The organism is Gemmatimonadota bacterium (genome assembly GCA_040388535.1).
Lineage (GTDB): Bacteria > Gemmatimonadota > Gemmatimonadetes > Gemmatimonadales > GWC2-71-9 > Palsa-1233.
This window is the reverse complement of the sequence record JAZKBR010000004.1, coordinates 321,455-347,665: the sequence shown is the minus strand read 5'-3', so window position 1 is coordinate 347,665 and position 26,211 is coordinate 321,455. Positions and strand designations below refer to the sequence as shown.

22 protein-coding genes are annotated in these 26,211 nt (G+C 65.5%); all 22 read left to right on the top strand.

Annotation, left to right across the window (positions count from 1 at the left end; genetic code table 11):
• The first annotated feature begins 27 nt into the window (after window positions 1–27).
• The 22 genes from V4558_11525 to tatC all read left to right on the top strand — a co-directional run bounded on the left by V4558_11525 (window position 28) and on the right by tatC (window position 26,196).
• Window positions 28–2,490 carry an ABC transporter permease gene (locus V4558_11525; GenBank protein MES2306133.1) on the top strand — a complete coding sequence of 821 codons (2,463 nt, stop codon included), beginning with the start codon at window positions 28–30 and terminating at the stop codon, window positions 2,488–2,490.
• Between the two features lie 42 nt (window positions 2,491–2,532).
• Window positions 2,533–4,950, top strand: a complete 2,418-nt coding sequence (locus tag V4558_11520; GenBank protein MES2306132.1) for an ABC transporter permease — start codon at window positions 2,533–2,535, stop codon at window positions 4,948–4,950.
• 52 nt (window positions 4,951–5,002) lie between these two features.
• Window positions 5,003–5,668, top strand: coding sequence for an ATP-binding cassette domain-containing protein (locus V4558_11515; GenBank protein ID MES2306131.1), 666 nt, complete (start codon window positions 5,003–5,005; stop codon window positions 5,666–5,668).
• A gap of 13 nt (window positions 5,669–5,681) precedes the next feature.
• On the top strand, window positions 5,682–7,043 hold the full coding sequence (locus V4558_11510; protein MES2306130.1) for a sigma-54 dependent transcriptional regulator: 1,362 nt from the start codon (window positions 5,682–5,684) through the stop codon (window positions 7,041–7,043).
• A gap of 5 nt (window positions 7,044–7,048) precedes the next feature.
• A complete protein-coding gene (locus V4558_11505) occupies window positions 7,049–8,449 on the top strand; it encodes an ATP-binding protein (GenBank protein MES2306129.1) in 1,401 nt (466 codons plus the stop codon).
• Window positions 8,449–8,859, top strand: coding sequence for an EVE domain-containing protein (locus tag V4558_11500; GenBank protein MES2306128.1), 411 nt, complete (start codon window positions 8,449–8,451; stop codon window positions 8,857–8,859). The genes V4558_11505 and V4558_11500 overlap by 1 nt, the downstream gene beginning before the upstream one ends.
• A gap of 90 nt (window positions 8,860–8,949) precedes the next feature.
• Window positions 8,950–10,683, top strand: coding sequence for a hypothetical protein (locus tag V4558_11495; protein ID MES2306127.1), 1,734 nt, complete (start codon window positions 8,950–8,952; stop codon window positions 10,681–10,683).
• Window positions 10,680–11,666, top strand: coding sequence for a serine/threonine-protein kinase (locus V4558_11490; GenBank protein MES2306126.1), 987 nt, complete (start codon window positions 10,680–10,682; stop codon window positions 11,664–11,666). The genes V4558_11495 and V4558_11490 overlap by 4 nt, the downstream gene beginning before the upstream one ends.
• Before the next feature lie 170 nt (window positions 11,667–11,836).
• On the top strand, window positions 11,837–13,879 hold the full coding sequence (gene uvrB / locus V4558_11485; GenBank protein MES2306125.1) for an excinuclease ABC subunit UvrB: 2,043 nt from the start codon (window positions 11,837–11,839) through the stop codon (window positions 13,877–13,879).
• Window positions 13,876–14,283 carry a tRNA (adenosine(37)-N6)-threonylcarbamoyltransferase complex ATPase subunit type 1 TsaE gene (gene tsaE, locus V4558_11480; protein ID MES2306124.1) on the top strand — a complete coding sequence of 136 codons (408 nt, stop codon included), beginning with the start codon at window positions 13,876–13,878 and terminating at the stop codon, window positions 14,281–14,283. Before uvrB ends, tsaE begins: the two co-directional genes overlap by 4 nt.
• Window positions 14,280–15,002 carry a tRNA (adenosine(37)-N6)-threonylcarbamoyltransferase complex dimerization subunit type 1 TsaB gene (gene tsaB / locus V4558_11475; GenBank protein ID MES2306123.1) on the top strand — a complete coding sequence of 241 codons (723 nt, stop codon included), beginning with the start codon at window positions 14,280–14,282 and terminating at the stop codon, window positions 15,000–15,002. The genes tsaE and tsaB overlap by 4 nt, the downstream gene beginning before the upstream one ends.
• Complete coding sequence (gene rimI / locus V4558_11470; GenBank protein MES2306122.1) at window positions 14,962–15,441, top strand: ribosomal protein S18-alanine N-acetyltransferase; 480 nt, start codon at window positions 14,962–14,964, stop codon at window positions 15,439–15,441. Before tsaB ends, rimI begins: the two co-directional genes overlap by 41 nt.
• A gap of 92 nt (window positions 15,442–15,533) precedes the next feature.
• Window positions 15,534–16,031, top strand: a complete 498-nt coding sequence (gene ssb, locus V4558_11465; GenBank protein MES2306121.1) for a single-stranded DNA-binding protein — start codon at window positions 15,534–15,536, stop codon at window positions 16,029–16,031.
• 278 nt (window positions 16,032–16,309) lie between these two features.
• Window positions 16,310–17,095 (top strand): hypothetical protein, encoded by a 786-nt coding sequence (locus tag V4558_11460; protein ID MES2306120.1) that lies wholly within the window; start codon window positions 16,310–16,312, stop codon window positions 17,093–17,095.
• A gap of 89 nt (window positions 17,096–17,184) precedes the next feature.
• Entirely contained in the window at window positions 17,185–18,135 is a 951-nt protein-coding gene (locus V4558_11455) for an NAD-dependent epimerase/dehydratase family protein (protein ID MES2306119.1), read from the top strand.
• On the top strand, window positions 18,135–18,839 hold the full coding sequence (locus V4558_11450; protein MES2306118.1) for a MotA/TolQ/ExbB proton channel family protein: 705 nt from the start codon (window positions 18,135–18,137) through the stop codon (window positions 18,837–18,839). Before V4558_11455 ends, V4558_11450 begins: the two co-directional genes overlap by 1 nt.
• 1 nt (window position 18,840) lies before the next feature.
• Window positions 18,841–19,269, top strand: a complete 429-nt coding sequence (locus V4558_11445; protein MES2306117.1) for a biopolymer transporter ExbD — start codon at window positions 18,841–18,843, stop codon at window positions 19,267–19,269.
• The gene (locus tag V4558_11440) at window positions 19,266–19,946 is read left to right on the top strand and encodes a TonB C-terminal domain-containing protein (protein MES2306116.1); all 681 of its coding nucleotides are present in this window, start codon (window positions 19,266–19,268) and stop codon (window positions 19,944–19,946) included. The genes V4558_11445 and V4558_11440 overlap by 4 nt, the downstream gene beginning before the upstream one ends.
• Window positions 19,947–19,993: 47 nt before the next feature.
• Window positions 19,994–21,265 (top strand): hypothetical protein, encoded by a 1,272-nt coding sequence (locus V4558_11435; GenBank protein ID MES2306115.1) that lies wholly within the window; start codon window positions 19,994–19,996, stop codon window positions 21,263–21,265.
• A gap of 13 nt (window positions 21,266–21,278) precedes the next feature.
• Window positions 21,279–21,854, top strand: a complete 576-nt coding sequence (locus tag V4558_11430; protein ID MES2306114.1) for an OmpA family protein — start codon at window positions 21,279–21,281, stop codon at window positions 21,852–21,854.
• Window positions 21,854–22,633 (top strand): tetratricopeptide repeat protein, encoded by a 780-nt coding sequence (locus V4558_11425; GenBank protein MES2306113.1) that lies wholly within the window; start codon window positions 21,854–21,856, stop codon window positions 22,631–22,633. Before V4558_11430 ends, V4558_11425 begins: the two co-directional genes overlap by 1 nt.
• Window positions 22,634–22,641: 8 nt before the next feature.
• On the top strand, window positions 22,642–26,196 hold the full coding sequence (gene tatC, locus V4558_11420; protein ID MES2306112.1) for a twin-arginine translocase subunit TatC: 3,555 nt from the start codon (window positions 22,642–22,644) through the stop codon (window positions 26,194–26,196).
• The last annotated feature ends 15 nt before the right edge of the window (window positions 26,197–26,211 follow it).

The window sequence follows — 26,211 nt, the reverse complement described above, 5'->3', positions numbered from 1 at the left end:
TGCCGGAAGGACACTCCGATGGCTGCGATGAGCAACAATATCCGCTACGCGGTGCGCACGTTGCGTCGCAGCCCGGGGTACGCCCTGGTGGCGATCCTCACCCTGGGGCTCGGCATCGGCGCGAACACTGCCATCTTCTCGGTCATCAACGCAGTGGTGCTGCGGCCGTTGCCGTTCGACCGGCCGGAGCAGCTGGTGGTGCTCAACCATCACTACCCATCGCTCAAGGACCTGAAGGCCTCGGTTTCGGCGCCCGGGTTCGTGGAATACCAGAAACAGACGCAGGTGTTCAGCAAGGTTTCTGTCAGTACCGGCTGGGGCCCGACCCTCACCGGACACGGCGATGCGAGCCGGCTCCAGGCGCAGCGCGTAGCGGGGGACTACTTCGGCACCTACAGTGTGCAGCCCGCGATGGGGCGCGCACTCCGGGCCGACGAGTCGAACCTCGGCAATGAACATGTCGTGATGCTGAGCGACGCCTATTGGCGCCGTGGGTACGGCGCAGACAGGGCGATCGTGGGACAGCGAATGCTGCTGAACGGCGAGAGTTACGAAATCGTCGGCGTGATGCCGCCGTCGTTTACCTCGATGCTCAACACCAATACTGATATCTGGGTCCCACTGGCGCTCACGCAGCGCCAGCTCTCGGGGTCGTTCGGCAACGAGTTCCTGAATCTCACGGCGCGGCTCAAGGACGGCGTGTCGCTGGCGGCGGGTCAGCGCGAGATGCACGCGCTCGCGAACCGGATCAAGGCCGATCGCCCCGACGCGTTCCCCGAGGACTGGGATCTCGCGCTCTCCTCGCTCTCGGACCAGGTGACCTCGTCCGGGATGCGCCGCGCGATGTTCGTCCTGCTCGGCGCCGTCGGACTGGTGCTGCTGATTGCCTGCGCCAACGTCGCGAACCTGCAGCTGGCACGCGCCGCCTCGCGGTCGCGAGAGATCGCCGTCAGAGTCGCTCTCGGCGCCTCTCCCGGCGATCTGGTCAAGCAGCTGCTCACCGAGAGTGTCCTGCTCTCGTTGCTGGGCGGTGCGCTGGGCTTGCTGCTGGCCATGTGGGGTGTGCCGGCGTTGCTGTCGCTCAATGAGCGCAACCTGCCGCCGGCCACTGCGATCGGACTCGATGGCAAGGTGCTCGGCTTCACGCTCCTGCTGGCCGTCGGTACCGGATTGCTCTTCGGCCTGGCGCCGGCGCTCCGCGTGTCGCGTACCTCCCTGCAGGAAACGCTCAAGGAAGGCGGACGCGGCGCTGCGGGTGATCGCGGGGGGCTCGCCCTGCGACGCGGTCTGGTGGTGGCCACGGTTGCTGTGGCACTCACGCTGCTGGTTGGTGCGGGGCTCCTGACGCGTTCGTTCACGCAGCTGCTGCAGGTTGATCCGGGGTTCCGGCCCGATCATCTGCTGACGTTCAATGTCGGCCTGCCGGCTGCAAAATATCCTAACGATACCGTGCGGGTCGCCTATTTCGACCGCGCGACGGAAGCAATCGCCGCTGTGCCGGGCGTCGTGTCGGCCGGTGCCACCTCGGTGCTGCCGTTCACGAACAACTGGAGTACCTCCTCGTTCAATGTCGAGGGGTTCACCCCGCCGCCGAAGGCAGCGATTCCATGGGGTGACGTACGGCTGGTGACGCCCAACTTCCTGGCGACGCTGGGCGCACCGCTCATCAAGGGACGCTTCTTCACGGCGCAGGACCGGTTCGAATCGCCCGCGGTCGTGGTGGTGGACGACGAGCTGGTGAAGCGTTTCTGGCCCAACCAGGATCCAATCGGCAAGCGCATCACGTTCAACAACCTCACGGATACCAACATCACCTGGATCACGGTGGTCGGTGTCGTGGGGCACACCATGCACGAAGGCCTCGACGCCGAGAAGCGGATCCAGGTCTACTTCCCGCTCGCGCAGACCGGGACCGGCTTCATGACGTACGCGGTCCGCACCACTGGCGAGCCGACGCAGGTACTGAATGCTGTGCGCGCGGCACTCAAGCAGGTCGATGCCGATGTAGCGATCGCGAACGTCTCGCAGATGGATGAACTGGTGTCGATCAGCACAGGGCCGCGCCGATTCTCGATGGTGCTGCTCACCGTCTTCTCGGTTCTTGCCGCCGGCCTCGCCGCGATCGGACTCTACGGTGTGATGTCCTACACGGTCACCCAGCGCTCCAAGGAACTCGGAGTGCGCCTTGCCCTTGGTGCCACACCGGGAGAAGTCCAGAAGCTCGTGATGGGGCAGGGGATGCGACTGGCAATTGTTGGTGTCGGATTCGGGCTTGTTGCTGCCCTCGTCTTCACTAACCTGCTCAAGGCGCTTGACACCAAGGCCGCGCTCGGCGCGACCGACCGGCTGCTCTTCCAGGTCTCGCCGAACGACCCGGCCACGTTCGTCGGCATTCCGCTCCTGCTCCTCGCAGTGACCCTGCTGGCGACCTGGCTTCCCGCGCGTCGCGCCACAAGCGTCGACCCGGTCGAAGCGCTGCGGGGCGAGTAAGTCATACCGGCACTCGCCCGGCATCGTCGGGCAGGAGCACCAATGCAGAACGGCTGGCAGGACCTGCGACGGGCGGTGCGCTCACTCTGGCGGACCCCCGGATTCACCCTCGTCGCGCTGTGGACACTCGCCCTGGGGATCGGCGCCAGTACCGCGATCTTCACTGTAGTTCGTGCGGTGCTGCTTCGCGAACTTCCGTTCGAGCAGCCCATTGCGCTGGTCCAGATCGGCCATCAGCGCGCCGAGCGTGGCGCGGTTTACGGCGGGTTCTCGCCGCAAGACTTCGATGACCTGCGCGCCGGCGCCTCCCGGCTCAGTTCTGTCTCGGCGTACTTCTACGCGCCTGGCCTCGGGACGAAGAACCTCACCGGTTTCGGCGAGCCCCTCAACGTGTCCGCGGCGATGGTCGACGGCCGAATGTTCAGCACCCTGGGGGCGACCGCGTTGCGCGGGCGAACCTTCGGCCCTGAGGACGATCGGCCCGGAGAAAACCAGGTCGTCGTGCTCAGCGACGCCTTCTGGCGCGGCCGACTCGGTGGCGATCGGGACGTCGTTGGCAAAGTGGTTCGGCTCGACGGCACGCCGTATCGCGTGATCGGGGTGATGCCGCCCGCGTTCGCTTTCCCCAGCGCCGAAGCGCAGATCTGGTTGCCGCTCTCCCTGATGACCGACGCTGAAGTCCCTCATATCCGCCCGGTCCGGTGGCTCAACGTGATCGGGCGACTCGCACCCGGCGTCACCCCCGACGCGGCCAGGGCGCAAGTCGGCGATATCCTCTCAGGACTCGAACGGCGCTACCTCGAGAGCAACAAGGGTTGGGGTGTGGCCGCCATGCAACCGCTCACCGACTTTCTCACGGGCGATGTCCGGACGCCGCTGCTCGCGCTGCTCATCGCGGTTGGGCTGGTGATGCTGATCGCCTGCGTCAACGTGGCGCACCTGATGCTCGCCCGCGGCCTGTCGCGCACGCGTGAGCTCGCGATTCGTGCGGCGCTTGGTGCATCCCGGCGGAGGTTGCTCGGGCAGTTGCTCCTGGAGAGCGCGGTGCTCGCCCTCGCGGCCGCAGCGCTCGGACTCCTGCTGGCATGGCTCGGGGTTCCGTTCCTCTCGTCGCTCGCCGCGGCGACGCTGCCTCGGGCGAGCGAGATTGCGATCGATCCGGTGGTTGCCGGCTTTGCCGTTCTCGCGGGAGTGGCATCGTTCCTGATGGTCGGCGTGTTGCCGGCATTGCGTAGCGCCAACCCTGGCGCCGACACGTCACTGCGCGAAGGACGTGGCCAGAGCAGCGGCTCCGGACGTCTCGCCAGCGGGCTGCTCGCGGCTGAGAGTGGTTTCGCGGTGCTGTTGCTCTGCGGCGCCGTGCTGGCCCTGACCTCGCTCTGGAAGCTCACACACGTCGATCCGGGTTTCCGCGCGGAAGGCGTCGCCACGATGCGACTGACCTTGCAAGGGCCTCGATTTACCGGACCGACCGCATTCGAGCCGTTCCGCCACGCGCTGCTCGAGCGCATTGCTCAGGTGCCAGGTGTTGTCGCGGTTGGTGGCAGCAAGCGCACCCCCCTCACCGGAGGTGGCGAGCCGTACGGGTTGGAGGTGGTGCGCGCCAGCGGCGCGGTGGACACCCTCTCTCCCGCAGCCGGGGTCTACATGGTGACCCCCGGCTATTTCGGTGCCCTCTCCATTCCGCTGCTGAGCGGGCGTGACTTCACCGTCGCTGACAGTTCGCGCGCGCTGATCCCGGTGGTTGCGAGTCTCGCCTTCGCGAAGCAGGGGTGGCCGGGTCAGGACGCGGTGGGTCAGCGATTCCGGATCGGTCCGTCCGAGGGCGTCATTGTCGGCGTGGTCGGTGATGTGCACCACGAGGGACTTGGCAAGCCGGCCGCACCTGCGGCGTATGTCCCGCTTGCCATCTTTCCGCGGTCATCATTCAACGTCTTCGCGAAGGTGCGCGGCGAGCCACTCGCCATCGTTGGCGCACTTCGCGATGCGGTGCATCAGGTCGATCCCGATATGCCGGTGAGTGACCTTGGTCGACTTTCATCGGGCATCAGCGCGTCGGTATCGCAGCCGCGACTGTTCGGCATGCTGCTGGGGATCTTCGGTGCAACTGCCTTGCTGCTCGCCTCGCTGGGGATCTATGGTGTGGTCGCCCAGGGGGTCTCGCGCCGTCGGCGAGAAATCGGCATCCGGATGGCACTTGGGGCCCGTGCCACCGCGGTGGTGCAAATGATCGTCGGTGGAGCGCTCGGCGCCACGCTGGCCGGGTCCGCGATCGGCCTTCTCGTTTATCTCCTCGGGGCCCGGTTTCTCCGGAGCCAGCTCTATGAGGTCGATGCCGCCGATCCGCTGATGCTGGCATTCGCCGCGGCGGTGCTGCTGGCCACGGCGTGGTTCGCGGCCTGGATCCCGGCGCGGCGCGCTGCGAGAGTCGACCCGATGGCCGTCCTGCGCATCGAGTGACCATGCACGATAGTTTTCGGCACCTTCCTGATCCTGCCGCAGCGGAGTTTTCGTGATCCGAGTTGTGAACCTCGAGAAGTCGATCCCTACCCGGCCCTCGCCGACCTTCCTGTTGCGTCGGATCGAGCTGAATATCGCCGCCGGTGAATTCGTGACGATCATGGGGCCGTCGGGCGCCGGGAAGTCGACCCTGCTCTCGATCCTTGGAATGCTCGATGCCGACTTCACCGGCGAGTACTGGCTGGGCAACGATCCGGTGCATGCGCTCGCTCCGAAGGCTCGGAGCGCCCTCTCCCGTTCGGCGGTGGGGTTCGTCTTTCAGCAGTACCACTTGCTGGATGAACTGACCGTGGCGGAGAATCTCGACATGCCGCTGAGCTACCGGAATATTCCATCCAGCGAGCGGCAGGCGATCGTGGCTGACACGCTCGACCGTTTTCACATGGTGGGGAAGAAGGACCTCTTCCCGCGCCAGCTCTCCGGCGGTCAGCAACAGGTCGTTGCAGTCGCGCGCGCCGTGATTGCCAAGCCCACCTTGCTGCTCGCCGACGAACCCACCGGCAACCTGCACTCGGAGCAGGGTCGCGAGATCATGGAACTCTTCCGGTCGCTCAATCAGGCCGGCACGACGGTGATTCAGGTCACCCATTCCGAGGAGAACGCCCGGTACGGCAACCGGATCATTCGCCTCAAGGACGGCTGGCTGGTCCCGGAGTAGATTCCGGGTACCCATGGCTCTCCCCGCGCCGCGCATCCTCGTCGCCGACGACCAGTCGGACATCCTGCAGGCGCTGCGCCTGCTGCTCCGCAACGAGGGCTTCGCCGTCGAGACGGCAACCTCGCCCGCTGGCGTGCTCGCCACCCTCGAGCGGAGCGATTTCGACGCCCTGCTGATGGACCTCAACTACACGCGTGACACCACGTCGGGCCGTGAAGGGCTCGATGTGCTGCAGCGGATCCAGTCCCTCGACGCCGCGCTGCCGGTGGTCGTGATGACGGCGTTCGGCAGTGTCGAAGGTGCGGTCGAGGCGATGCGTCACGGCGCCCGTGACTACATCGAGAAGCCCTGGGACAACCATCGTCTGGTCGCGCTGTTGCGCACCCAGGTCGAGCTCGGACGGGCACTTCGTAGAAGCCAGCGACTCGAAAGCGAGAATCAGTCGTTGCGGCGCGAAGGCCTGCCGGACCTGGTTACCGAGTCGCCGGCGATGCGCGCGACCGCCAAACTGATGGCGCGAGTTGCACCGAGTGACGCCAATGCCTTGATTCTCGGCGAGCACGGCGTCGGCAAGGAGATCGCCGCGCGCTGGCTCCACGCGGCGAGCGCACGTGCCAGCCGTCCGATGATCACGGTGAACGTGGGCGGCCTCTCCGAAGGCGTCTTCGAGAGCGAGCTCTTCGGCCATCTCAAGGGGGCGTTCACTGACGCCAAGAGCGATCGGATCGGCCGGTTCGAGCTGGCCGACCGGGGCACTCTCTTTCTCGACGAAATTGCCAACATCACCCAGGGGCAGCAGGCGAAGCTGCTCCGGGTGCTGAACACCGGCGAGTTCGAGCGGGTCGGATCCTCCAAGACGAAGACGGTCGAAGTGCGGGTCTTCTCCGCCACCAATGCCGATCTTCGCAACGAGGTCTCGGCCGGCCGATTCCGCGAAGATCTGCTCTACCGGCTGAACACCATCGAGATCCGGATCCCGGCACTGCGCGAGCGGCGCGAGGATATTCCGCAACTCGCCGCGCATTTCCTCGAGAAATATGCGGCGCGCTATCGCAAGGCGATTAGCGGTTTCCATCCCGATGCGATGGCTGCAGTGCTCGGATATGCCTGGCCCGGAAACATTCGCGAGCTTGACCACACGGTGGAGCGCGCCGTGCTTCTTGCCGACAGCAATCAGATCCGGGTCGGCGATCTCGGCTTGAGTACCGGCGGCGAGGGGAGCGCGCATCTCGATCAGATGACGCTGGAGGATGTCGAACGCGTCCTCATCCAGAAGGCGCTGGCGCGAACCGGGAACAACGTGTCCGAAGCCGCGAAGGCGCTCGGGCTCAGCCGTAGCGCGATGTATCGCCGGCTGGAGCGGTACGGACTGTAATCGCGATGGCCTCGCAGCCCCGGCGCATCGTCGCCATTGCGGCGTGGGCCGCCCTTCCGGCCGTCGTGACGGCGCTGGTGCTCCTCTGGGTCGAACCGCACAGCAGCCGATTGCAATGGACCGGCACGCTCGTGGTGGCCAGTACCCTCGGTATCGGCCTGATGGTGCTTCACGAGCGCGTCATCCGGCCGCTGCAGACGGTATCCAACCTGCTCGCGGCGATGCGCGAGGGCGACTTCTCCCACCGCGCCCGGTCGTCGGATCCGGATGATGACCTGGGCCTGCTCTACGAGGAAGCCAACGCGCTCGCCGAGATGTTGCGCGGGCAGCGGCTTGGGGTGATCGAGGCGACCGCGCTGCTGCGCACGGTGATGACCGAGATCGATGCCGCGGTCTTCACTTTCGATGCTGGCGGCGCACTCGTGCTGGTGAATCGCGGTGGCGAGCGCCTGCTCGATGAACCGGCGGAGCGGCTCGTGGGCCGACACGCATCGGAGCTGGGTCTCGAGGATTGTCTCGAGGGCGAAACGCCGCGCGTGCTGGATCAGCGTGGCTCCTACGCCAACCGCTGGGAGCTGCGACGAAGTTCGTTTCGCCAGGATGGCCGGCCGCACACCCTGGTCCTGCTCACCGATGTGAGCCGGGCCCTGCAAGCCGAAGAACGCGAGGCATGGCAGCGCCTCATTCGTGTCCTCTCCCACGAGATCAATAACTCGCTGGCGCCGATCCGGTCGTTCGCAGGTTCGTTGCGATCGATTGTCGAACGCGGCGCGCACACGACCGAGAGCGATGCGGATCTCCGCGAAGGTCTTGACGTGATTGGACAGCGCGCTGATTCCCTGGGGCGATTCATCGCCGCCTACGCCCGGCTCGCAAGGCTGCCGCGGCCGGTGCTCGCGCCGGTGCGGGTCGAGGAATGGGTTCGCCGCGTGGTTCCGCTCGAACCCCGGCGGAGAGTGACGGTGGTGCCCGGACCGGAACAGGTCGTGTCGGCTGATGCCGACCAGCTCGACCAGCTGTTGATCAACCTGGTGCGCAATGCGGTCGATTCCGTGGACGGGACCGCCGGTGGGGTCACGGTGACCTGGATGATTCGAGGCGACGACCTCGAGGTGCTGGTCGAGGATGAAGGGAGCGGTATCGCCGATAGCGCGAATCTCTTCGTGCCATTCTATACCACCAAGCCGGGCGGGTCGGGGATCGGCCTGGCACTCTCGAGACGCATCGCCGAAGCACACGGAGGCACCGTGCGACTCGAAAACCGGTCGCCTCTCCCCGGCTGCCGAGCCATTGTTCAGCTTCCACTTGGCTCGCCGATGCGAGACGGCGCGATGCCATTCCGGTCCGGTGCCTATCGCGCGGTTCGTGCGCTGACCCTGTTCCTTGCCCTGGGGATGAACCTCTGATGTCTGCTTCCTGGATCCTGAAGACCGAACCCGGTACCTACAGCTGGGGCGACCTCGTCCGTGATGGTCGCGCCACCTGGGATGGCGTTGCGAGTAACGCCGCGCTCATCCACCTGCGCGCGATGGCCAAGGGAGACGAGGTCTTGATCTATCATTCCGGGGACGGCAAGGCGATCGTCGGTATCGCGAAGATTGCCAAGGGGCCGTACCCGGATCCCAAGCTGGATGACCCGAAGCTGGTGGTGGTCGATGTCATGCCCGTTCGTCCGCTCAAGAGCCCGGTAACCCTCGCGACAATCAAGGGGGTTCCGGCTCTCGCGGACCTCGGGCTGGTACGGATCAGCCGGTTGTCGTGCATGCCGGTCAGCCCGAAGCATCGAGCACTGCTGGAGAAGCTCGGCGTGAGGTGAAGGCCTTACCTCGCGCTGACAACCAACTGGCCAGTTCGGGCATCCAACACCTTATGGTGTTGTCCGCCGCCTGAACTGACCGGGGTGAAGATGTTGCTGTTGCATAGCGCGCTGGCATTGTCTGTATGGACGGGTGCCGCCGTGACCCCGGCCGTGGCGGCACGAGATACCCTCGCCTACCGATTCAGCATCAGCCGCAGCGGCGATACGCCGCCTGCACTCGAAATCGAACTCACCCTGCGTGGCAACGCGTCGGGCTCGACGCGGTTCACGGCCCCATTCCGCTGGGCCGGGCAGGACTCGCTGAACAAGAGCATTCTCAACCTCGCCGTCGATCGACCGGCGCGAGTCGTGAGCGACAGCGCTGGCATTGTTACGGTGTCCCATCCCCCGCGCGCGAGTGTCCGGCTGCGCTATCGCGTGCAGCAGGACTGGAGCGGCCCCCTTCGATTGCCCCTCTATTTCCGGGCCGTGGTCGACTCCAGTCGAGTGATTTTCAACGGGGGCAACGGACTGATCTTTCCGGAGTGGGCTGCTGCGACACCGGTCGTGGTTCGCGTGACCTGGACAGGCGTTCCTGCCGACTGGAGCATCCTGACCTCATACGGCGGTGCACGAAGCGTGAGCCGAACCACGATTGCCAATCTCGGTCAGGCGGCCTTTGTGGCCGGCCGGTTCCGGATACCCAACCCCCGACGAAAAGGCTTCAGGATCGCGATTCAGGACCAGTGGAATTTCCCGGATTCGGCGTTCATCACCCTGCTGGATCGCGTCTGGGAGATCGAGCGAAAGTTCTGGGGGGATCAAGGAACTGGCAGCGGCTTCGTCACACTGTCGCGCATCGCCTCGCGCGGAACTCAGGGGGGAACCGCCTTCACCGGCGGCTTCGTCGCTTTCGCAGACAGCGCATCGTCGCTGACCGCGATCGGCCGGATCGCGGCGCACGAACTGATGCATCTCTGGAACGGCCAGGGAATGAAGGCCGCCCGACCAGAGGAACGATACAAATGGTTCACCGAGGGCGTCACGGATTACTACGCTGATCGCTTCTTCCACGAAGCCGGGGCCTATAGCGACTCCGCCTGGCTTGAGCGAGTGAACACGACGGTGCGACGCTACTATCTCTCGCCCGCCCGTGGAGCCACCCGACGCGAGATCGAGACAGATTACTACGCCAATCCCGATCGCCGGACCTTCCCGTACCTGCAGGGGTACCTGTTGGCGCTCTACTTGAAGGGTGAGCTCGCGACGGCCTCAGGTGGGCGATATGAGTTCGACCGGCTGATGCGCGATCTCTATCGTGCATCCAGACGAAGTGGTGCCGACCTCACGGACTCCCTCGTCCTCGGCGTGCTTCCGCGAGACCTGCGGCCGCTCGTGCGATCGGCGATCGGCCGATACATCGATCAGGGGGAAATGATTCCCCTGGTCGCCGGGGCGATCGGGAACTGCATTGTCGTGCGTGACACGACCGTCGTGCCCTTCGTCCTCGGTTTCGATGCCGCGAAGTCCACTCAGGATCGTGTGGTCCGCGGGCTCGTTCCCGGTGGCCCGGCGGCGAATGCTGGCGCCGAAGAGGGGATGGCCCTCGCGGGCTGGGGCTGGTTCAACGACGATGCCAGCAAGCCGGCGACGCTTCGAATCAAGGACTCCACCGGCACCCGTACCCTGACGTTCCTGCCGCGTGGTTCGCAACCGGTCCAGGTACCACAGTTCGGGGCAGGGGAGTGCACGGGGGCATTGCCAAGGACCCCCGGGGCCGTCATCATCCCTCAACAACGTGCCACGGCAGCCATCCCCACCCCTTCATCGGCGAGACATTGACGGCCCCACGCGATGCACTGCAGCACGTCCTCGGATCCGCCCTGACGCTCGAGCACGAGCTGACCGGCGGCGGGATGGCCACGGTCTATGTGGCCCGCGACAATGCGCTCCGTCGCAAGGTGGTGGTCAAGGTGCTCCCGCCTGAACTCGCTGCGGCGGTCTCGCTCGAACGATTCAAGCGCGAGATCCTGGTGTCGGCAGCGCTCCAGCACCCACACATCGTTCCGGTGCTCAGCAGCGGCGAGGTGGACGGGCTCCCCTTCTTCGTGATGCCCTTCATCGATGGCGAATCGCTGCGAACCCGGCTCACGCGTGGGCCGCTCTCGGTGCGTGAAACGGTGGGGATCATGAAAGACGTCGCCCGCGCGCTCTCATATGCACACGGCAACGACGTGGTCCACCGCGACATCAAGCCCGACAACATCCTGCTGACCGGTGGCTCGGCCGTCGTGACCGACTTTGGCGTGGCGAAAGCAATCAATGCCTCTCGTGCCTCGCATCGACTGGGCCACGTCAGCGGGGCGCACGGCAATACCCAGACGGCGTCCGGCATTGCCATCGGGACACCCGCGTACATGGCGCCCGAGCAGGCCGCCGGCGATCCCAACACCGATCATCGGGCCGACCTCTACGCCCTCGGCATCGTGGCCTGGGAGATGCTGACCGGCACGGCGCCATTTCACGGTGTCTCGCCCCAGCAGGTGATGGCGTCACACGTCATGCACTCGGTGCCCCCGATCGCGTCGCGGCGGTACGATGTCCCGAAGGCCTTCGCCGGAATCATCGATCAGCTGCTTTCGAAGGAGCCCAAGAATCGGCCGAAATTTGCCGCCGACCTGATCCGCCAGCTCGACGATCCGGCGGTGATCAGCGGCGCCTACGTCTCGGTCCGCGGAAGCACCTGGCGGAAGTGGCGGGTGCCTGTGATCGCGGCGGTGACGATCCTGGCTGCCGCGGCGATGTGGTATTTCACGAGAAGGTGACGGGTGACGGGTGATGGGGAAGGGGGAACCGCCCTGTTTCCCCCACTCCCTGACCCCTCACCCTCCACCCCTCACCCCTCACCCCTCACCCCTCACCCTTCTCCCTTCTCCCTTCTCCCTTCTCGTAGTCATCCCGAACATCCCCCGAAGCACGCTGTTATATTGGCTGGATGCCCCATTTCGAGGTCCGCGCCCCCTTCGAGCCAGCTGGTGACCAGCCCCGCGCTATCGCGGAGCTGACCGCCGGCCTCATTCGTGGCGACAAGTACCAGACGCTTCTCGGCGTCACGGGCAGCGGCAAGACGATGACCCTGGCCCACGCCATCGCCAACTATGGCAAGCCGACCCTCATTCTCTCCCACAACAAGACCCTTGCCGCGCAGCTTTACGGCGAGATGAAGCAGTTCCTCCCGACCAACGCGGTCGAGTATTTCGTCTCGTACTACGACTACTACCAGCCCGAGGCGTACGTCCCCTCGACCGACGTGTACATCGAGAAGGACGCGTCGATCAACCAGGATCTCGAGTCGCTCCGGCTGCGCGCCACGTCATCGCTGATGGAACGGGAAGATGTCGTGATCGTCTCGACCGTTTCGGCGATCTACGGCCTCGGTGATCCCGTCGCCTATCGCGCTCTGATGCTGAGTGTCTCGGTGGGGGAGACGCGCGGTCGCGATGCGCTGCTCAGTGAGCTGGTGGGAATTCAGTATCAGCGCAATGATGCCGCCTTCGAGCAGGGCACCTTTCGTGTACGCGGCGATACCATCGAGATCTTTCCGGCCTACGACGAGCAGGGCGTGCGCATCGAGCTCTGGGGCGATCAGGTCGAGCGAATCTCCCGCTTTCATCCCGTCAGCGGCAACACGATTGCCGGGCTCGATCGTTGTGCCATCTATCCCGCGAAGCACTTCGTCACCCAGCGCCCCACGATCGAGCGCGCGGTCGTCGCCATTCGCGAGGAACTTGCGGCCCGGCTCTGGGAACTGAAGACCCAGGGCAAGCTGCTCGAAGCACAGCGGCTCGAAGGGCGCACCAATTTCGACATCGAGATGATGCTCGAAGTGGGAACCTGCGCCGGCATCGAGAACTATTCCAAGCATCTCTCGGGACGGGAGACCGGCGAACGCCCGGCCTGCCTCATCGACTACTTCCCGGCAGACTTTCTCGTCGTGGTCGATGAGTCGCACGCCTCGCTGCCACAGATTGGCGGCATGTTCAATGGTGACCGCGCCCGCAAGACCACGCTGGTGGAGTACGGTTTCCGCTTGCCCTCGGCGCTCGACAACCGGCCGCTGCATTTCGATGAGTTCATGGCGCTCTCGCCGCAGATGGTGAACGTCTCGGCCACCCCTGGCGACCTGGAATTGCGGTTGAGTCAGGGGGTGATCGTCGAGCAGATCATCCGGCCGACCGGCCTCATCGACCCCGAAGTACAGATTCGTCCCGTGCGTGGCCAGGTTGACGACCTGCTCGCCGAGATTCGCTTGCGGGAAGCGAAGCGCGAGCGCGTGCTGGTGACCACGCTCACGAAGCGGATGGCCGAAGATCTCACCGATTACTTGCAGCAGGCCGGCATCCGGGTGCGCTACCTGCACTCTGATATCGATGCCATCGAGCGCGTCGAGATCCTGCGCGGCCTGCGGCTGGGCGAGTTCGACGTGCTGGTGGGGATCAACCTGCTGCGCGAAGGCCTCGATCTTCCCGAGGTTTCGCTGGTGGCCATTCTCGACGCCGACCATGAGGGCTTCCTCCGGTCCGACCGGTCGCTGATCCAGACGTGCGGCCGCGCTGCACGTCACGTGAATGGCAAGGCGATCCTCTACGCTGACCGCATCACCGGATCGATGGAGCGGGCCCTCGGCGAGATGGATCGACGCCGGACCATCCAGCGCGCCCACAACCTCGAACACGGCATCACGCCGATGTCGATCGTGAAGTCGCTCGATGAAGTACGCCTCTCGACTCACGTCGCCGATCAGCGGACCGAAAAGGTCGAGCCCCGGCGCAAAGGCAAGGATCCCAACGCGCACGTCGACCTGCACGATCCAGTGCAGCGTGCCGCCGCGATTGCCGCCCTCGAGCAGCAGATGCGACAGGCCGCGGCGAACCTCGAGTTCGAGCTCGCCGCGATGTTGCGCGATCAGCTCAACGAATTGCGCGCGGTCGGTGCGCCGAACGTCAAGCGCGGCTCCTTCCGGCCGGCGCGCCGGTGAGGAGCCAGATCGTTGACCAGACCGCGCTCGAGGCGCTGGGTGTTCACCTCGGTCGCACCTGGCCGAGCGGGAGTGTGGTCTGGCTCCAGGGGCCACTGGGGGCAGGGAAGACGACGCTGGTCCGCGCTATTGCGCGCGGCCGCGGCATTGCCGGCGAGGCGACCTCCCCCACCTACGCACTGGTGCATCATTATGAATCGCCGCGGGGAGCAGTCTATCACCTCGATTGCTACCGGCTTCGGTCGCCGGAGCAGGCAGCGGATCTCGACTGGGAGACTCTCGCCGGGGCCGATCTGCTGCTGATCGAGTGGCCCGAGCGCGCTGGTGCCTGGGCGCCGCCTGCCACCGCGAGGGTCCAGCTGGATCACACCGTCGATGATCTCCGCAGTGTCGTGGTCACATGATCACACTCGCGTTTGATACGGCGAGCGACCGATGCACCGTCGCGGCAACGAACGGTTCGCACGTGGCGCATAGACACCTCGATGGCTCGCGCCAGCACGCCAACGCGATCCTCTCGCTCCTCGACGAAGTGCTCGGCGAGGTCGATGCCTCGCCGCGCGAGGTAACCCAGCTGTTGACCGGCGATGGCCCAGGTTCGTTTACCGGGTTGCGCGTGACGAGCACGGTGGCGAAGGCGCTGGCGTGGGAGCGACAGATCACCTGGCGCACCGCACCGTCGCTGCTCATCCGGGCTGCGGCCCACACGACGGCGGGTGGGAGTACCGTGCTCGCACTCTCCGATGCGCTGCGAGGCGATGTCTACGCCGGTTGCTGGAGGATCGGCGCCGATGGTGTGGTGCCGGTGGGTCCTTCGCCCCGCGCCGTTGCGCCGGGTCAGCTCGTCGAACTCTTTGGCGCGGTCGACGTCGTCGTCGGCACCGTGCCAGACACGCTGGTCGCAGCGATTGCTGCCGTCACGCATTGCGAAATGATTCGTGGCGAAGCGTCCCTGCCTGATGCGCGCACGCTCCTCGCTCTGGGTGAACTCGATGGCGCCACGACTCTGGTGACAGACTCCGCGACGTGGGAGCCGGTGTACGGCCGCCCCGCCGAAGCACAGGCAGTCTGGGAGCGCACGCATGGACGGCCCTTGCCGCCTGCGCCCGGCCTCATCCGCTGACATCGCGGCATTCGCGCAGCTCGAGATTGCCTCGTTTTCCGATCCATGGACGACCGAGCAGCTGCGTGAGGCCTTGAGCTGGCCCGGCGCTGTGGTGCTGACGGCCGAACTTCCCGAGGGCGGCATCGCGGGGTACGTCCTCGGTCGCGTGATCGTCGATGAGGGCGAGATCCTCACGATCGCGACCGATCCGGCACGACGGCGGGCCGGCATCGGACGCGCCCTCCTGATGGCGGCGCTCACCGCAATGGTCCAGCGGGGAGCCCACGCCGTCTGGCTCGAGGTCCGGGCGTCCAACGATGCCGCTCGGCAGATGTACCAGCAGGCCGGCTTTGTCGCGGCCGGGCTCCGCAAGGGCTATTATCGTCGGCCTGTTGAGGATGCCCTCGTGCTCCGCCGCGACCTTTCCCCGTCCGCGTTTCGGAGTGCCGAGCCGTAGTGAATCCTCGCCCGACGACCGGCGGCTCGCGGGCCAGCTTGTCGTTGTCCACCGCAGTGCCACAGACCGTTCGACCGACATCGGAGTACGCAATGAGCAAGAGTCTCAACAAGGTCATCCTCATCGGCAACCTCGGCGCCGATCCCGAAGTGCGCAGCACCTCCAACGGGGGGCGCGTCGCGACGGTCTCGCTGGCGACCGGTCGCCAGTGGAAAGGGGCCGACGGCAGCAAGCAGGAGAAGACCGCCTGGCACCGCATCGTCTTCTGGAATGCCAAGAACGGCCAGCAGCTCGCCGACATCATCGAGCGCTATTGCAAGAAGGGCGACAAGCTCTACGTCGAGGGCGAGATCGAATACCGCACCTGGCAGGACAAGGAAGGGCAGACGCGCTACTCCACCGAGATCAATGGTCGCGAGCTGATTCTCCTCTCCGGCAAGGGTGAGGGAAGCGAGGGTGGTGGCGGCAATTGGGGCGGCGGGAGTGCTCGTGCGGCGGCGCCAGCCGCCAAGGGTGGCGAGAAGAAGGACGAGTCCTTCGACTCCTTCCCGGAGGCGCTCGACGCCGAGGATGACGACCTGCCCTTCTGAGGCCCGCCCTGCGCCGTCATTGCCAGCCAGCCGGAGTCATCCGGCTGGCTGTTCCTTTTTGCGGAGCTGGGTCCCCCCCGGCGAATTGCCGCGATCTTCCCATTCTTGCTGGACCTGCGGCGTCGGACATTCCTCCGGTCTGGCGTGGCCTCCGCGCCGGGTATCCCTTGGGGTGACCGGGGTGAGCGGTCGATACTGCGTGGACTAGTTAGAATACGGCTGTCTGGCACGAATTGTGGTGCAGATACGGTTCTACACCGCTCGCGGAGACCCAACCCATGCGCTCTACCCTGGCTGTCCTCATCGCTCTCGGCGTTGCCCCCCTTGCTGCCCAGGAAGGGATTGTGCGGGCCGAAGCCGACGCGGTCCCCTACGCGCCAATGCGGGTCGGTCAGTCGTATTCGGCTGGCTTCCTCAGTGAAATGCGACTACTCCCCTACGGCCAGGTGCTCGGGGCGGTCACTCCGCCGCAGATTCGTTCTGCGGCCGGCGGTGCCATCATCGCGCTTGGGACGATGATTTCGATCCGGCCTCCGGCAGGGGCCTCCTACGCCAAGGGCGACACCGTGGTTCTCGCCGTCCATCGCCCGGGGCCGAAGGGGTGGGGCGAGGTGGTGACGCCGACCGGGCTCGCACGGATCCGCAGCATCGATAACGGTCAGACCCTTGGCGAGGTCCTCGCCATCTATGGCCCGATCCGGGACGGCCAGGTGACCCTGCCGCTCGAGCCGGTGAAGAATCCCGGCATGGTTCAGCCGGTCAAGATCAACGGCCCCGCCGCCTCGATGATCGCGCCCCGTGAGCAGCGCGAACTGCTCCAGCCGGGCGATATCATCTTCATGGACGCGGGCCGAGCCGCCGGGATCCGGATGGGTGATTTCGTCGAGGTGCGTCGGGCGCCTGCTCGTCGCCTCAACGCGCCCGACCAGATTGATGAGTTGATGGCCACCGGTCAGGTCGTGGCCGTGAATGAGAAGCACTCCTCGATCACCCTGGTCCGGATCGTCTCGCCCGATATTGCCCCGGGGACCCCCGTGGTGCGCGTCGCGACCCTTCCCAACTGAATCGCGGGGCCTCGCCCCGCTATCTTCCCTCATATCGCACTGACACCTCAAACGGCGGGCGCCTCGGGCGCTCGCCGCGGAGAGCGCGCATGAGTGGATCGGTCCTGATCACGGGTGGTGCCGGCTTCATCGGGTCCCACATTGCCGAGGCCTACCTCGCTGCAGGCTGGTCGGTGACTTGCCTCGACGATCTCTCGCGAGGAAAGCGCGAGCAGGTGCCGTCGGCGGCCAGGCTGGTGGTCGCAGACGTCCGATCGGCCGAGGCTCGCGAGACAGTGGCGTCCGGCAAGTTCGATGTCGTCGTGCATCAGGCCGCACAAATCGATGTGCGCGTCTCCGTCGATGAGCCGGCCCTCGACGCCTCGATCAACCTCGTCGGTTTCGCGAACATTCTCTCCGGCGTTGTCGACGGCAAGGTGAAGCGCGTCGTGTTCGCGTCGAGTGGTGGCGTGGTCTATGGCGATCCATCGGTACTGCCGACTCCCGAACCCACCGCAAACCTCCCCATCTCACCGTACGGCGTGAGCAAGCTCGCGGGCGAACACTACCTGCGCGTGCTTGGTCAGCTCCACGGCTTCGAGGGCGTCGCGCTCCGTTATGCCAATGTCTACGGTCCGCGACAGGACCCGGCATCGGAAGCGGGCGTCGTGTCGATCTTCGTCTCGCGGCTGCTCGCCGACAAGCCGTTCACCATCTTCGGCGATGGCAAGCAGACCCGCGACTATGTCTTCGTGCGTGACGTCGCGCGCGCCAATCTGCTCGCCGGCAGCGCGCCTGTGTCGCGCGGCGATCGTCTCGACGTCCCCGCCTTCAACATCGGCACCGGGACGGAGACCAGCGTGAACGAACTCGCAGCCCACGTCGGACGCGCCATCGGCAAGGCGCCTGTCATCGAATATGCGTCGGCCCGTCCTGGCGAGCTCTTCCGATCATGCCTCGATATTTCGAAGGCCAAGGGCGAACTCGGCTGGACACCCCAGGTCACTTTCGACGAAGGAATGAAGGCGCTGGCCGGCTGGTTTGAAGGGACGGTCCGCTGATGGAACAGACCGCCGGGGCGTCGGTTCCCGGGCTCATCCAGCTGGTGCTCAATGCGAGCACGGAAACGAGCGTCGTGCTCGTGATCTGTGCCCTCTGCTCGCTCATCTCGTGGTACGTCATTGGCGCGAAGTGGTGGGAGTTCCGTCGCCTCCGCAGCGCGCGCAAGGCGTTCGACGCTGCCGTCGCCCGCAGCCGCAGCACAGATGATCGGGCGCAGGCGGTGACCCGGCTCGGCGACTCACCCTACGCCGATATCGTGCAGACATCGACCTCGTTCATCGCAGACCTGCACGGCGCGATGGAGCGGGCCAATGTCTCGCGTACCGGGCTCTCGCTCACGCAGCTCGAAGCCCTCACCATGACGCTCGACACCAGGGTTCGCGAGGAAGCCGATCAGGCTGGTCGGATGATCCCCTGGCTCGCCACCATCGGAAGCACCGCGCCGCTGCTCGGCCTCTTCGGCACCGTGCTCGGCATCATGAAGTCGTTCAACGGGCTGAGTGTGGCAGGGAGCAGCAATCTCGCGGCCGTGGCCCCCGGCATTGCCGATGCACTGATCGCGACCGCTGCCGGCCTTGGTGCCGCGATCCCTGCCGTGGTGGCCTACAACATCTTCACGTCACGGACCGAGCGGTTCGAAGGCGAACTCGAGCGCCTGGCCCAGGAAACGATCGGCGCAATGGGGCGCGAGGGGAAGTTGTAGCGTGGCGGGGCTCGGCGGACTCGGACGGGGCCGGCGCGGCCGACGGCGACTCAACGCCGAGGTCAACATCATCAACCTCGTCGATGTCGTCCTCGTGCTGCTGATCATCTTCATGGTCACGGCGCCGATGATGCAGGGCGGTATCGAAGTTCGCCTCCCCAAGGCCGCCTCGCGGCCGATCACCTCGACCAATGCGGTCAATGTCACGGTCGAAAAGAGCGGCCGCATCTCCATCGGAACCCAGCAATACACCTTCGATCAGTTCAGCGCGGCCTTCCGGATCCTCATCAGCCAGAAGCGGCCCGAGATGGTCTATGTCAAGGGCGATGAGGGAGCGCGCTATGGCGAGATCGCGCGAGTCCTCGGCGTCGTGAATGCGGCCGGCATCCGCTCGGTCGGACTCGTGACCCAGCCCACCGCCGCTCCATGACCGCCGTGCGCGCCTCGACACGTCCAGCCGGACTCACCGGGACGCTTGCTGTGCATGGCCTCGTCGTCGTGGCACTCGTGCTCTTCGCTCAGCGTGCGCCGGCTCCGTCGCCAGTCGTCTATGCCGTAGAACTGATCGCCGCTCCGGCACCGCAAGAGACCCCGCGACGCGCAGCTGCCGAGGCGACTCCGGTGGCCGAGGCGGAAACCGCGCCGATCCTGCCGCCGAAGCAAAAGGTCAAACCCGAACCGGTGAAGCCGAAGCCTGCGAATCAGGTGAAAGTCGAGGACAAGGTGCCTGTGACCAAAGCGCCGGTGACCCCGATTCCGAATACGACACCGAGTACGGGCCGGGACGTAGTAACCCTGAGTCAGGCCGGAATGCAGTTTCCGTTTCCGGAATATCTCAGGAACATCACCAATCAGATCTATCTCCGGTGGCGTCAGCCGCTGGTCGGGACCAATCTGCACGCCGAGGTGTCGTTCGTGATTCTTCGAGATGGCTCCGTCAAGGATCCCGCGATCGCGGTGAGCTCGGGACGCGACGACTTCGATCTCAATGCGCTCGGCGCAGTGGAACTCTCCGGCCGTGCGAGGGCGTTCGGGCCGCTGCCATCGGGCTTCGTCGGCGACGAGTTGCCGATCTCCTTCTATTTCGCTCCAACGCGGCGGCCGTGATGCGGAAGTGTCGGGCAGGAATTGTCCTCATCTCCGCGGTGGCCGCCATGACCGCCTCCCGGGCGGATGCTCAGGACATCGAACGGATTCGCCTCGGCATCAACTACACTGCTGGCGCACGTCCAGGTGTCCTGGTGATGGCTGGCGCTGGTCTCGATTCGGTGCGACGAGTGATCGAGCGCGACCTGGGGTTCTCGGACCGGTTCGAGATGGCGTTTCTCCCCGACTCGCTTGCCCGGCTCAGCGGTGCGCTCGTCCCCGCGACGCTCAAGCCTCTCGGTGTCGCATGGGCGGTCGAGTTGCAACGCGCGGGCGCTGGAGTCGAGGTCAAGCTGCACGACATCGGGGCAGGGCAGGTGCGCCAACAGGGCATCCGGCCACTCGACCCCGGGGCAGCGGGTGAGAGCCGATTGGCGATTCATCGGGTGAGTGACGAGGTCGTGACCTGGATCACTGGTGGCGTCGGGATTGCGGCCACGCGGATGCTTTTCAAGGCGGAAGATGCGGGAACCAAGAAGGACAACGGCGTCTGGCGAGTCGATTCCGATGGCCAGAATCTGGTCCGGGTCACGCGCCCCGGTGGTCTCGTGATTTCGCCAACCTGGGCGCCGGATGGCACCCGGATCGCCTATACCGAGATCAAGGATTATGTCGGCGCGCTCATCATCCAGTCGCTGGCGACTGGAACCCGGGTGACGGTGCCGACCACGGTGTCGGGCAACAACGTTGGTGCCTCGTTCTCACCCGACGGCAGCAAGGTCGTGTTCGGACGCTCCGCCGAGGATGGGGCCGACCTCTTCGAGGCCGACGTGCCGCGGATGTGCTGCGCCCACAAGCTCACCACCAACGGCAAGCTCGCCGACAATGTGACGCCGTCGTATTCGCCAGATGGGCGGCGGATCGCCTTCATGTCGACGCGAGCCGGTTCGCCGCAGATTTATGCGATGGACGCCGACGGCACCGACCAGGCTGTGCTGGTGCCGTTCGATGGCGGTGAGACGGGGGCCTCCTACGCCCCGGACTGGTCGCCCGATGGGACCTCGATTGCCTTCGGTCGAGACGCGGCCGGTGGGCGCCAGGTCTTTGTCTACCAGATCGGCACCGGCAGACCGCCCAAGCAGCTGACCTCGAGCGGTCGTCAGAACGAGGACCCCAGCTGGGCGCCTGATTCCAGGCACCTGATTTTCAAGTCGAATCGGACCGGCCGAGACCAGCTCTGGATCCTCGATGTGGAAACCGCAACTTCGCGCCAATTGCCGACCCCGGGGGGCGCCCGATATCCCGCCTGGTCGCCTATATTGCGCGGCACTAACCCTTGAAGTGGAGGACCGCATGACTCAACGTGCCCTCGTCGTTGCCCTGTTCGGGCTGGCGACCGTCGTCGGAGCCTGTGGCAAGAAGGCTGAACCCACCGTAGCGCCGGCACCGGTGCCGAGCTCGGCGCCATCGTCGCCGACCACCACCGCCACCGTGCCGCGTTCGAATGCTGACTCGATCGCCCGGGCCGAGGCCGCACGGAAGGAAGCCGAGCGTGCCGGCCTCGTGAACCAGATCGCCGAGACGATTCACTTCGACTACAACGAATTCACGATCGGCGCTGACGATACTGGCCGACTTGATCGCAAGGCCGCGATCCTCAAGGCCAACCCGGCGCTGCGCATTCGCGTCACCGGTCACGCCGACGAGCGCGGCTCCGACGAGTACAACCTCGCCCTCGGCATGAAGCGCTCCGTTGCCGCGAAGGATTACCTCGTCCGCCTCGGCGTCGACGCATCGCGCATCGAAGTCGCCTCACTTGGCCGTGAAGTGCCGATCGACCCGTCCTCGAACGAAGCGGCGTATGCCAAGAACCGTCGCGACGAGTTCGAGCCGATCGCCGGCGCGCAGTCGCTGGTGGCACCGCGCTGATGCGGGCCCGCGTCGCGATGCCGCTGCTGCTCCTCGGAGCGGCGTGTGCCACGCCGGGGCAGGTGCGGCGCGTCGAGACGCAGGTGTCTGTGCTCGAACGGACCCAGGCGCGTGCCGATTCGGCGCGCGCCGCCGAACTGACCCGGATCATTGCCATGCAGCAGCGCGGGATGGACTCCCTCGTCGCGCTGTCGAGCGCGCTCGCACGAAGCGGTCGCGACAACATGGCCGAGTTCACTGAAGTCCGTCGCTCGCTGCTGGTGCTGCAGGAGCTCTCGGGGCAGAGCCAGCGCCGCCTGAGCGACTTGCGTAACCAGCTTGAGGTGCGGGGTGCCGAGACGCCGGCGCCTCCTCCAGCGCCCGGCGACACGACGCGCCCGGCCGCTGGTCAGGCACCGATCAACCAGCCCTCCGCCGACGCCATCTACTCGGCCGCGCGCGGGCAGAGTCAGCAGGGTGCGATGATGTCGGCGCGACTCGGCTTCCGGCGCCTGCTGGAGCTCTATCCCACCTCGTCGTACGCTCCCGATGCGACATATGGCATTGCCGACACCTTCGATCCGGCGCAGCCGGACTCGGCGCGGGTGTACTACAGCGAAGTCGTGAGCAAGTACGCGACCTCGTCGCGGGCCCCGACGGCGCTCTTCAAGCTCGGCAAGCTGTCCGAACGCCGCGCCGATCGGGCGGCTGCGAAGGCCTACTACCAGCAAGTGATCGATCGCTACCCGCAGAGCGATGAGGCGAAGCTTGCCCGCGACGCGTTGCGCGCCCTTCCGTAGCCACATCGATGGATAATCCTGCCGGCGAGATGCCGTTCCTCGATCACCTCGAGGAACTTCGCGGGCGTATCATCCGCGCGCTCATCGCGGTCTTCGTTGGCGTCGGCATCGGCCTCTGGGTGGTGACCAGCTACAACGCCATCGGTTATCTCAAGGCGCCGATCGCCCCGTACCTGCCCGGCGGGAAACTCACCATCCTCGCGCCGACCGAACAGGTGATGGTGATCCTGAAGCTCGGCGTCGTGCTCGGGCTCGTGCTGGCATCGCCGGTCATCATCTACCAGTTGTGGGCCTTCCTCTCGCCGGCACTTTACGACCGCGAGAAAAAGGCGATGATCCCGGCGCTCGGCCTCGGGCTGGTGCTCTTCCTGTTCGGCAGCTGGCTCGGCTGGATCTACGGCGTTCCGCTCTCGCTGAAGTTCCTGCTCACCGTCAGCAACGATTTCGTGAACCAGATCACTTTCGCCGAATATTTCTCGTTCGTGATTCAGGTGATCCTTGCGGTCGGCATCTCATTCGAACTGCCGTTGATCATGACCCTCCTCTCCTGGGTCGGGGTCATGGATGCGAAGCGCTTCAGCGGCTTCCGGCGCTATGCCGTCCTGCTCAACTGCATCGCCGGGGCGATTCTCTCGCCGGGCACCGACGTCCTGTCGATGATCGTCTGCTCGGCGCTGCTGATTGCGTTGTATGAGCTCGGTGTGCTCGGCGCCTTTGTGGTGCAGCGGCGCCGGAAGAAGGCCGCCCAGATCGCCGGCGCGCTGGTGCTCTTCACGATGCTGGCGGGGGGGCCGAGAGAGTTGCACGCCCAGAACCCGCCATTCCGGCCCCCGTCCGCCGACACCGGACGTGCCAAGGTGACGCCAGGACTGGGCGCCCGGGCCATCGACTCGTCGACCGCAAAGCGACTCGGAATCCCGACCAAACCGAAGTACAAGTTTCTCGAGCCCGACTCGGTGATGCAGGCCCTCCTCAAGCGGGAGGGCTTTGCTGTTACCCGATTCCGGGGCGACTCGGCCACGCTGCTGCCGGGCGACGAGGGCCTCTTCCTCGGCGGACACGCAGCCACGGTGCGCGATACCAGTGTGCTCGAGGCCAACGAAATCATCTACAGCGATGCGCGGTGCGAGCTGTCGGCGAAGGGCGAGCCGCGGATGTTCGAAGACCCGGAGGGGAAGGGGAAGATCCTGGTGGGTCGGACGATGAAGTTCGACACCTGCCACGAACGCGGGGTCATCGGTGAGGCGACGACCACCTTCGATGACGCCGGCGCGAACTGGTTCCTGCGCGGCAACCTGGCGGTGGACTCCACCGGCAAACGACTCTATGCGGCGCACAGCGAGTTCACCTCGTGCGACCTGGCCGAGCCACACTATCACTTCCAGTCAGGGCAGGTGAAGTGGGTGTCGCAATCGGTGCTCGTGGCGCGCCCGGCGGTGCTCTACATCCGCGATGTGCCGATTGTCTGGATGCCGTTCCTCTTCCAGGACACCAAGGTTGGCCGCCGCTCGGGGATCCTGATTCCCAACTTCGGTTTCAACGACATTGTGCGACCGTCGCGGACTTACAACCGCCAGGTCACCAACATCGGCTATTACTGGGCGCCCAACGACTACATCGACCTCACCGCGCATATGGACTGGTACGCCAACCGGTATATGCGTTACGGGTCGCAGTTCCGGTATCGCTGGCGTGACCGGTTCGTCACGGGTGACTTCGCCATTGACAAGGAACAGCAGAGCCTGGGCGGTGGGAGCACGAACATCCGCTGGAGTCACGACCAGCAGTTCAACAACACCACGTCGCTCCGCTTCGGGCTCAACTACGTCGGGAACAGCTCGGTGTTGCAGGGGAACACCGTCGACCCGCTGCTGTCGACGCAGAACATCACCAGCCAGCTGAACCTCGCGAAGCGCTTCAGCTGGGGAAATACCAACCTCGGTGCCACGCGGAGCCAGACGATCAGTGACGGGCAGGTCCGGATGACCTTGCCCTCGCTCACCATCTCACCGCGAGCCTTCGAGTTCGGACAGCATGTCTCGTGGAGCCCGACCTTTTCGCTCTCGAATGATCTGGAGCAGAAGACTCCCTTCACCGAAATTCTTGCGAACAACGGCCGGCTCGACACGCTCTCGAGCCTCGGGCACCGGCGGACGACGAACGTCACCATCGGGACGCCGATCCGTTTCGGGACGTTCAACTGGAGCAACAACCTGACGCTCACCGACATGCAGGCGTCGCAGCGCCGCACTGTGACGCAGCGGGTCCCCGACCTCTCCACCGCGGATCCGCTGGACTCCGTGAGCGTAAGCACGGTCCGGAACGGTGATTTCCTGAGCTCCTTCGACTGGACCACCGGAATCAACCTGCCGCTCCTGCTCCAGGGCACGTTCAAGGTGACGCCGACGCTCGGCATCACGAACATCACGAGTGGCCCGCTGATGGTGCGCAATACCGCCACCAATGGCCAGTGGGTGCAGCAGGGGAAGAAACTGCAGCTTTCCCTCGCGTCGACCCCCACCCTGTTCGGGTTTCTCGGTGGAATCGGACCGGTGCAGCGATTCCGTGCCAGCATCAACCCGCTGATGAATCTTCAATACTCGCCGAAGGCAAAGCTTTCCGAGGACTATGCTCGCGCGGTCTCCGGGAGCGGCGGGATCTCATTGCCACTCGAGACTCCGCCCACGCTGACCGCGTCGGTGAGTCTCAATCAGACGTACGTCGCGAAGATGAAGCCTGCCCCGGGTGATACCACGAGTGACGACACGAACCTGCCGAAGAAGACGCTGCTCAACTGGGGCACCACGCCGGTGGCCTACGACTTCGAACAGGCGAAGCTCCCCGGGCGAAGCGGCTGGACCACGGCCGCCGTGACGAACACCTTCCAGAGCGATCTCGTCCGCGGCCTGAACGTCTCGCTCACCCACGACCTCTGGGAAGGGCAGGTTGGGACCGACACGGCGAAGTTCGCGCCGTTTCTCTCGAATGTGAATGCGAGCATGTCCCTCGATGGTGGCACATTCCGCTCGATCGCCGGCTTTTTCGGGCTGGCGAAGAAGCGCGACCCGCGGGACGTGCGCGATACGACCACGCCTCCGCCGAGTTACATGAGCCCGGCGTCGCGACGCTTCCGGCCCGGCGCATTTTCCAACACCGATGCTTACGCGACCGGGGCCGGACGCGGCTTTACCGCGAACCTGAATTACTCGCTGCAGCGTCGTCGCCCCACGGGCACCACGGTGGGCTCGGTGAGCACCGACCCCAACGACATCTTCTTCCCGCCTACCAACCTGGTCTCGGGAAACCACAGTAACCTCGGTCTCAGCACCTCCTTCTCGCCCACCCGTTACTGGAGCGTCTCCTGGCAAACCCAGTACAACATCACCGACTCCAAGTTCGAGTCGCAGGTGATCCGGCTGCAGCGTGACCTGCACGACTGGATGGCGTCGTTCGATTTCTCCAAGACCGCGACCGGCAACTTTGCCTTCTTCTTCACGGTGACCCTCAAGCCGCTCCCCGACGTCAAGTTCGACTACAACCAGACGACCCTCAAGCCGCGCTGAGTGTCCCCGGATCGG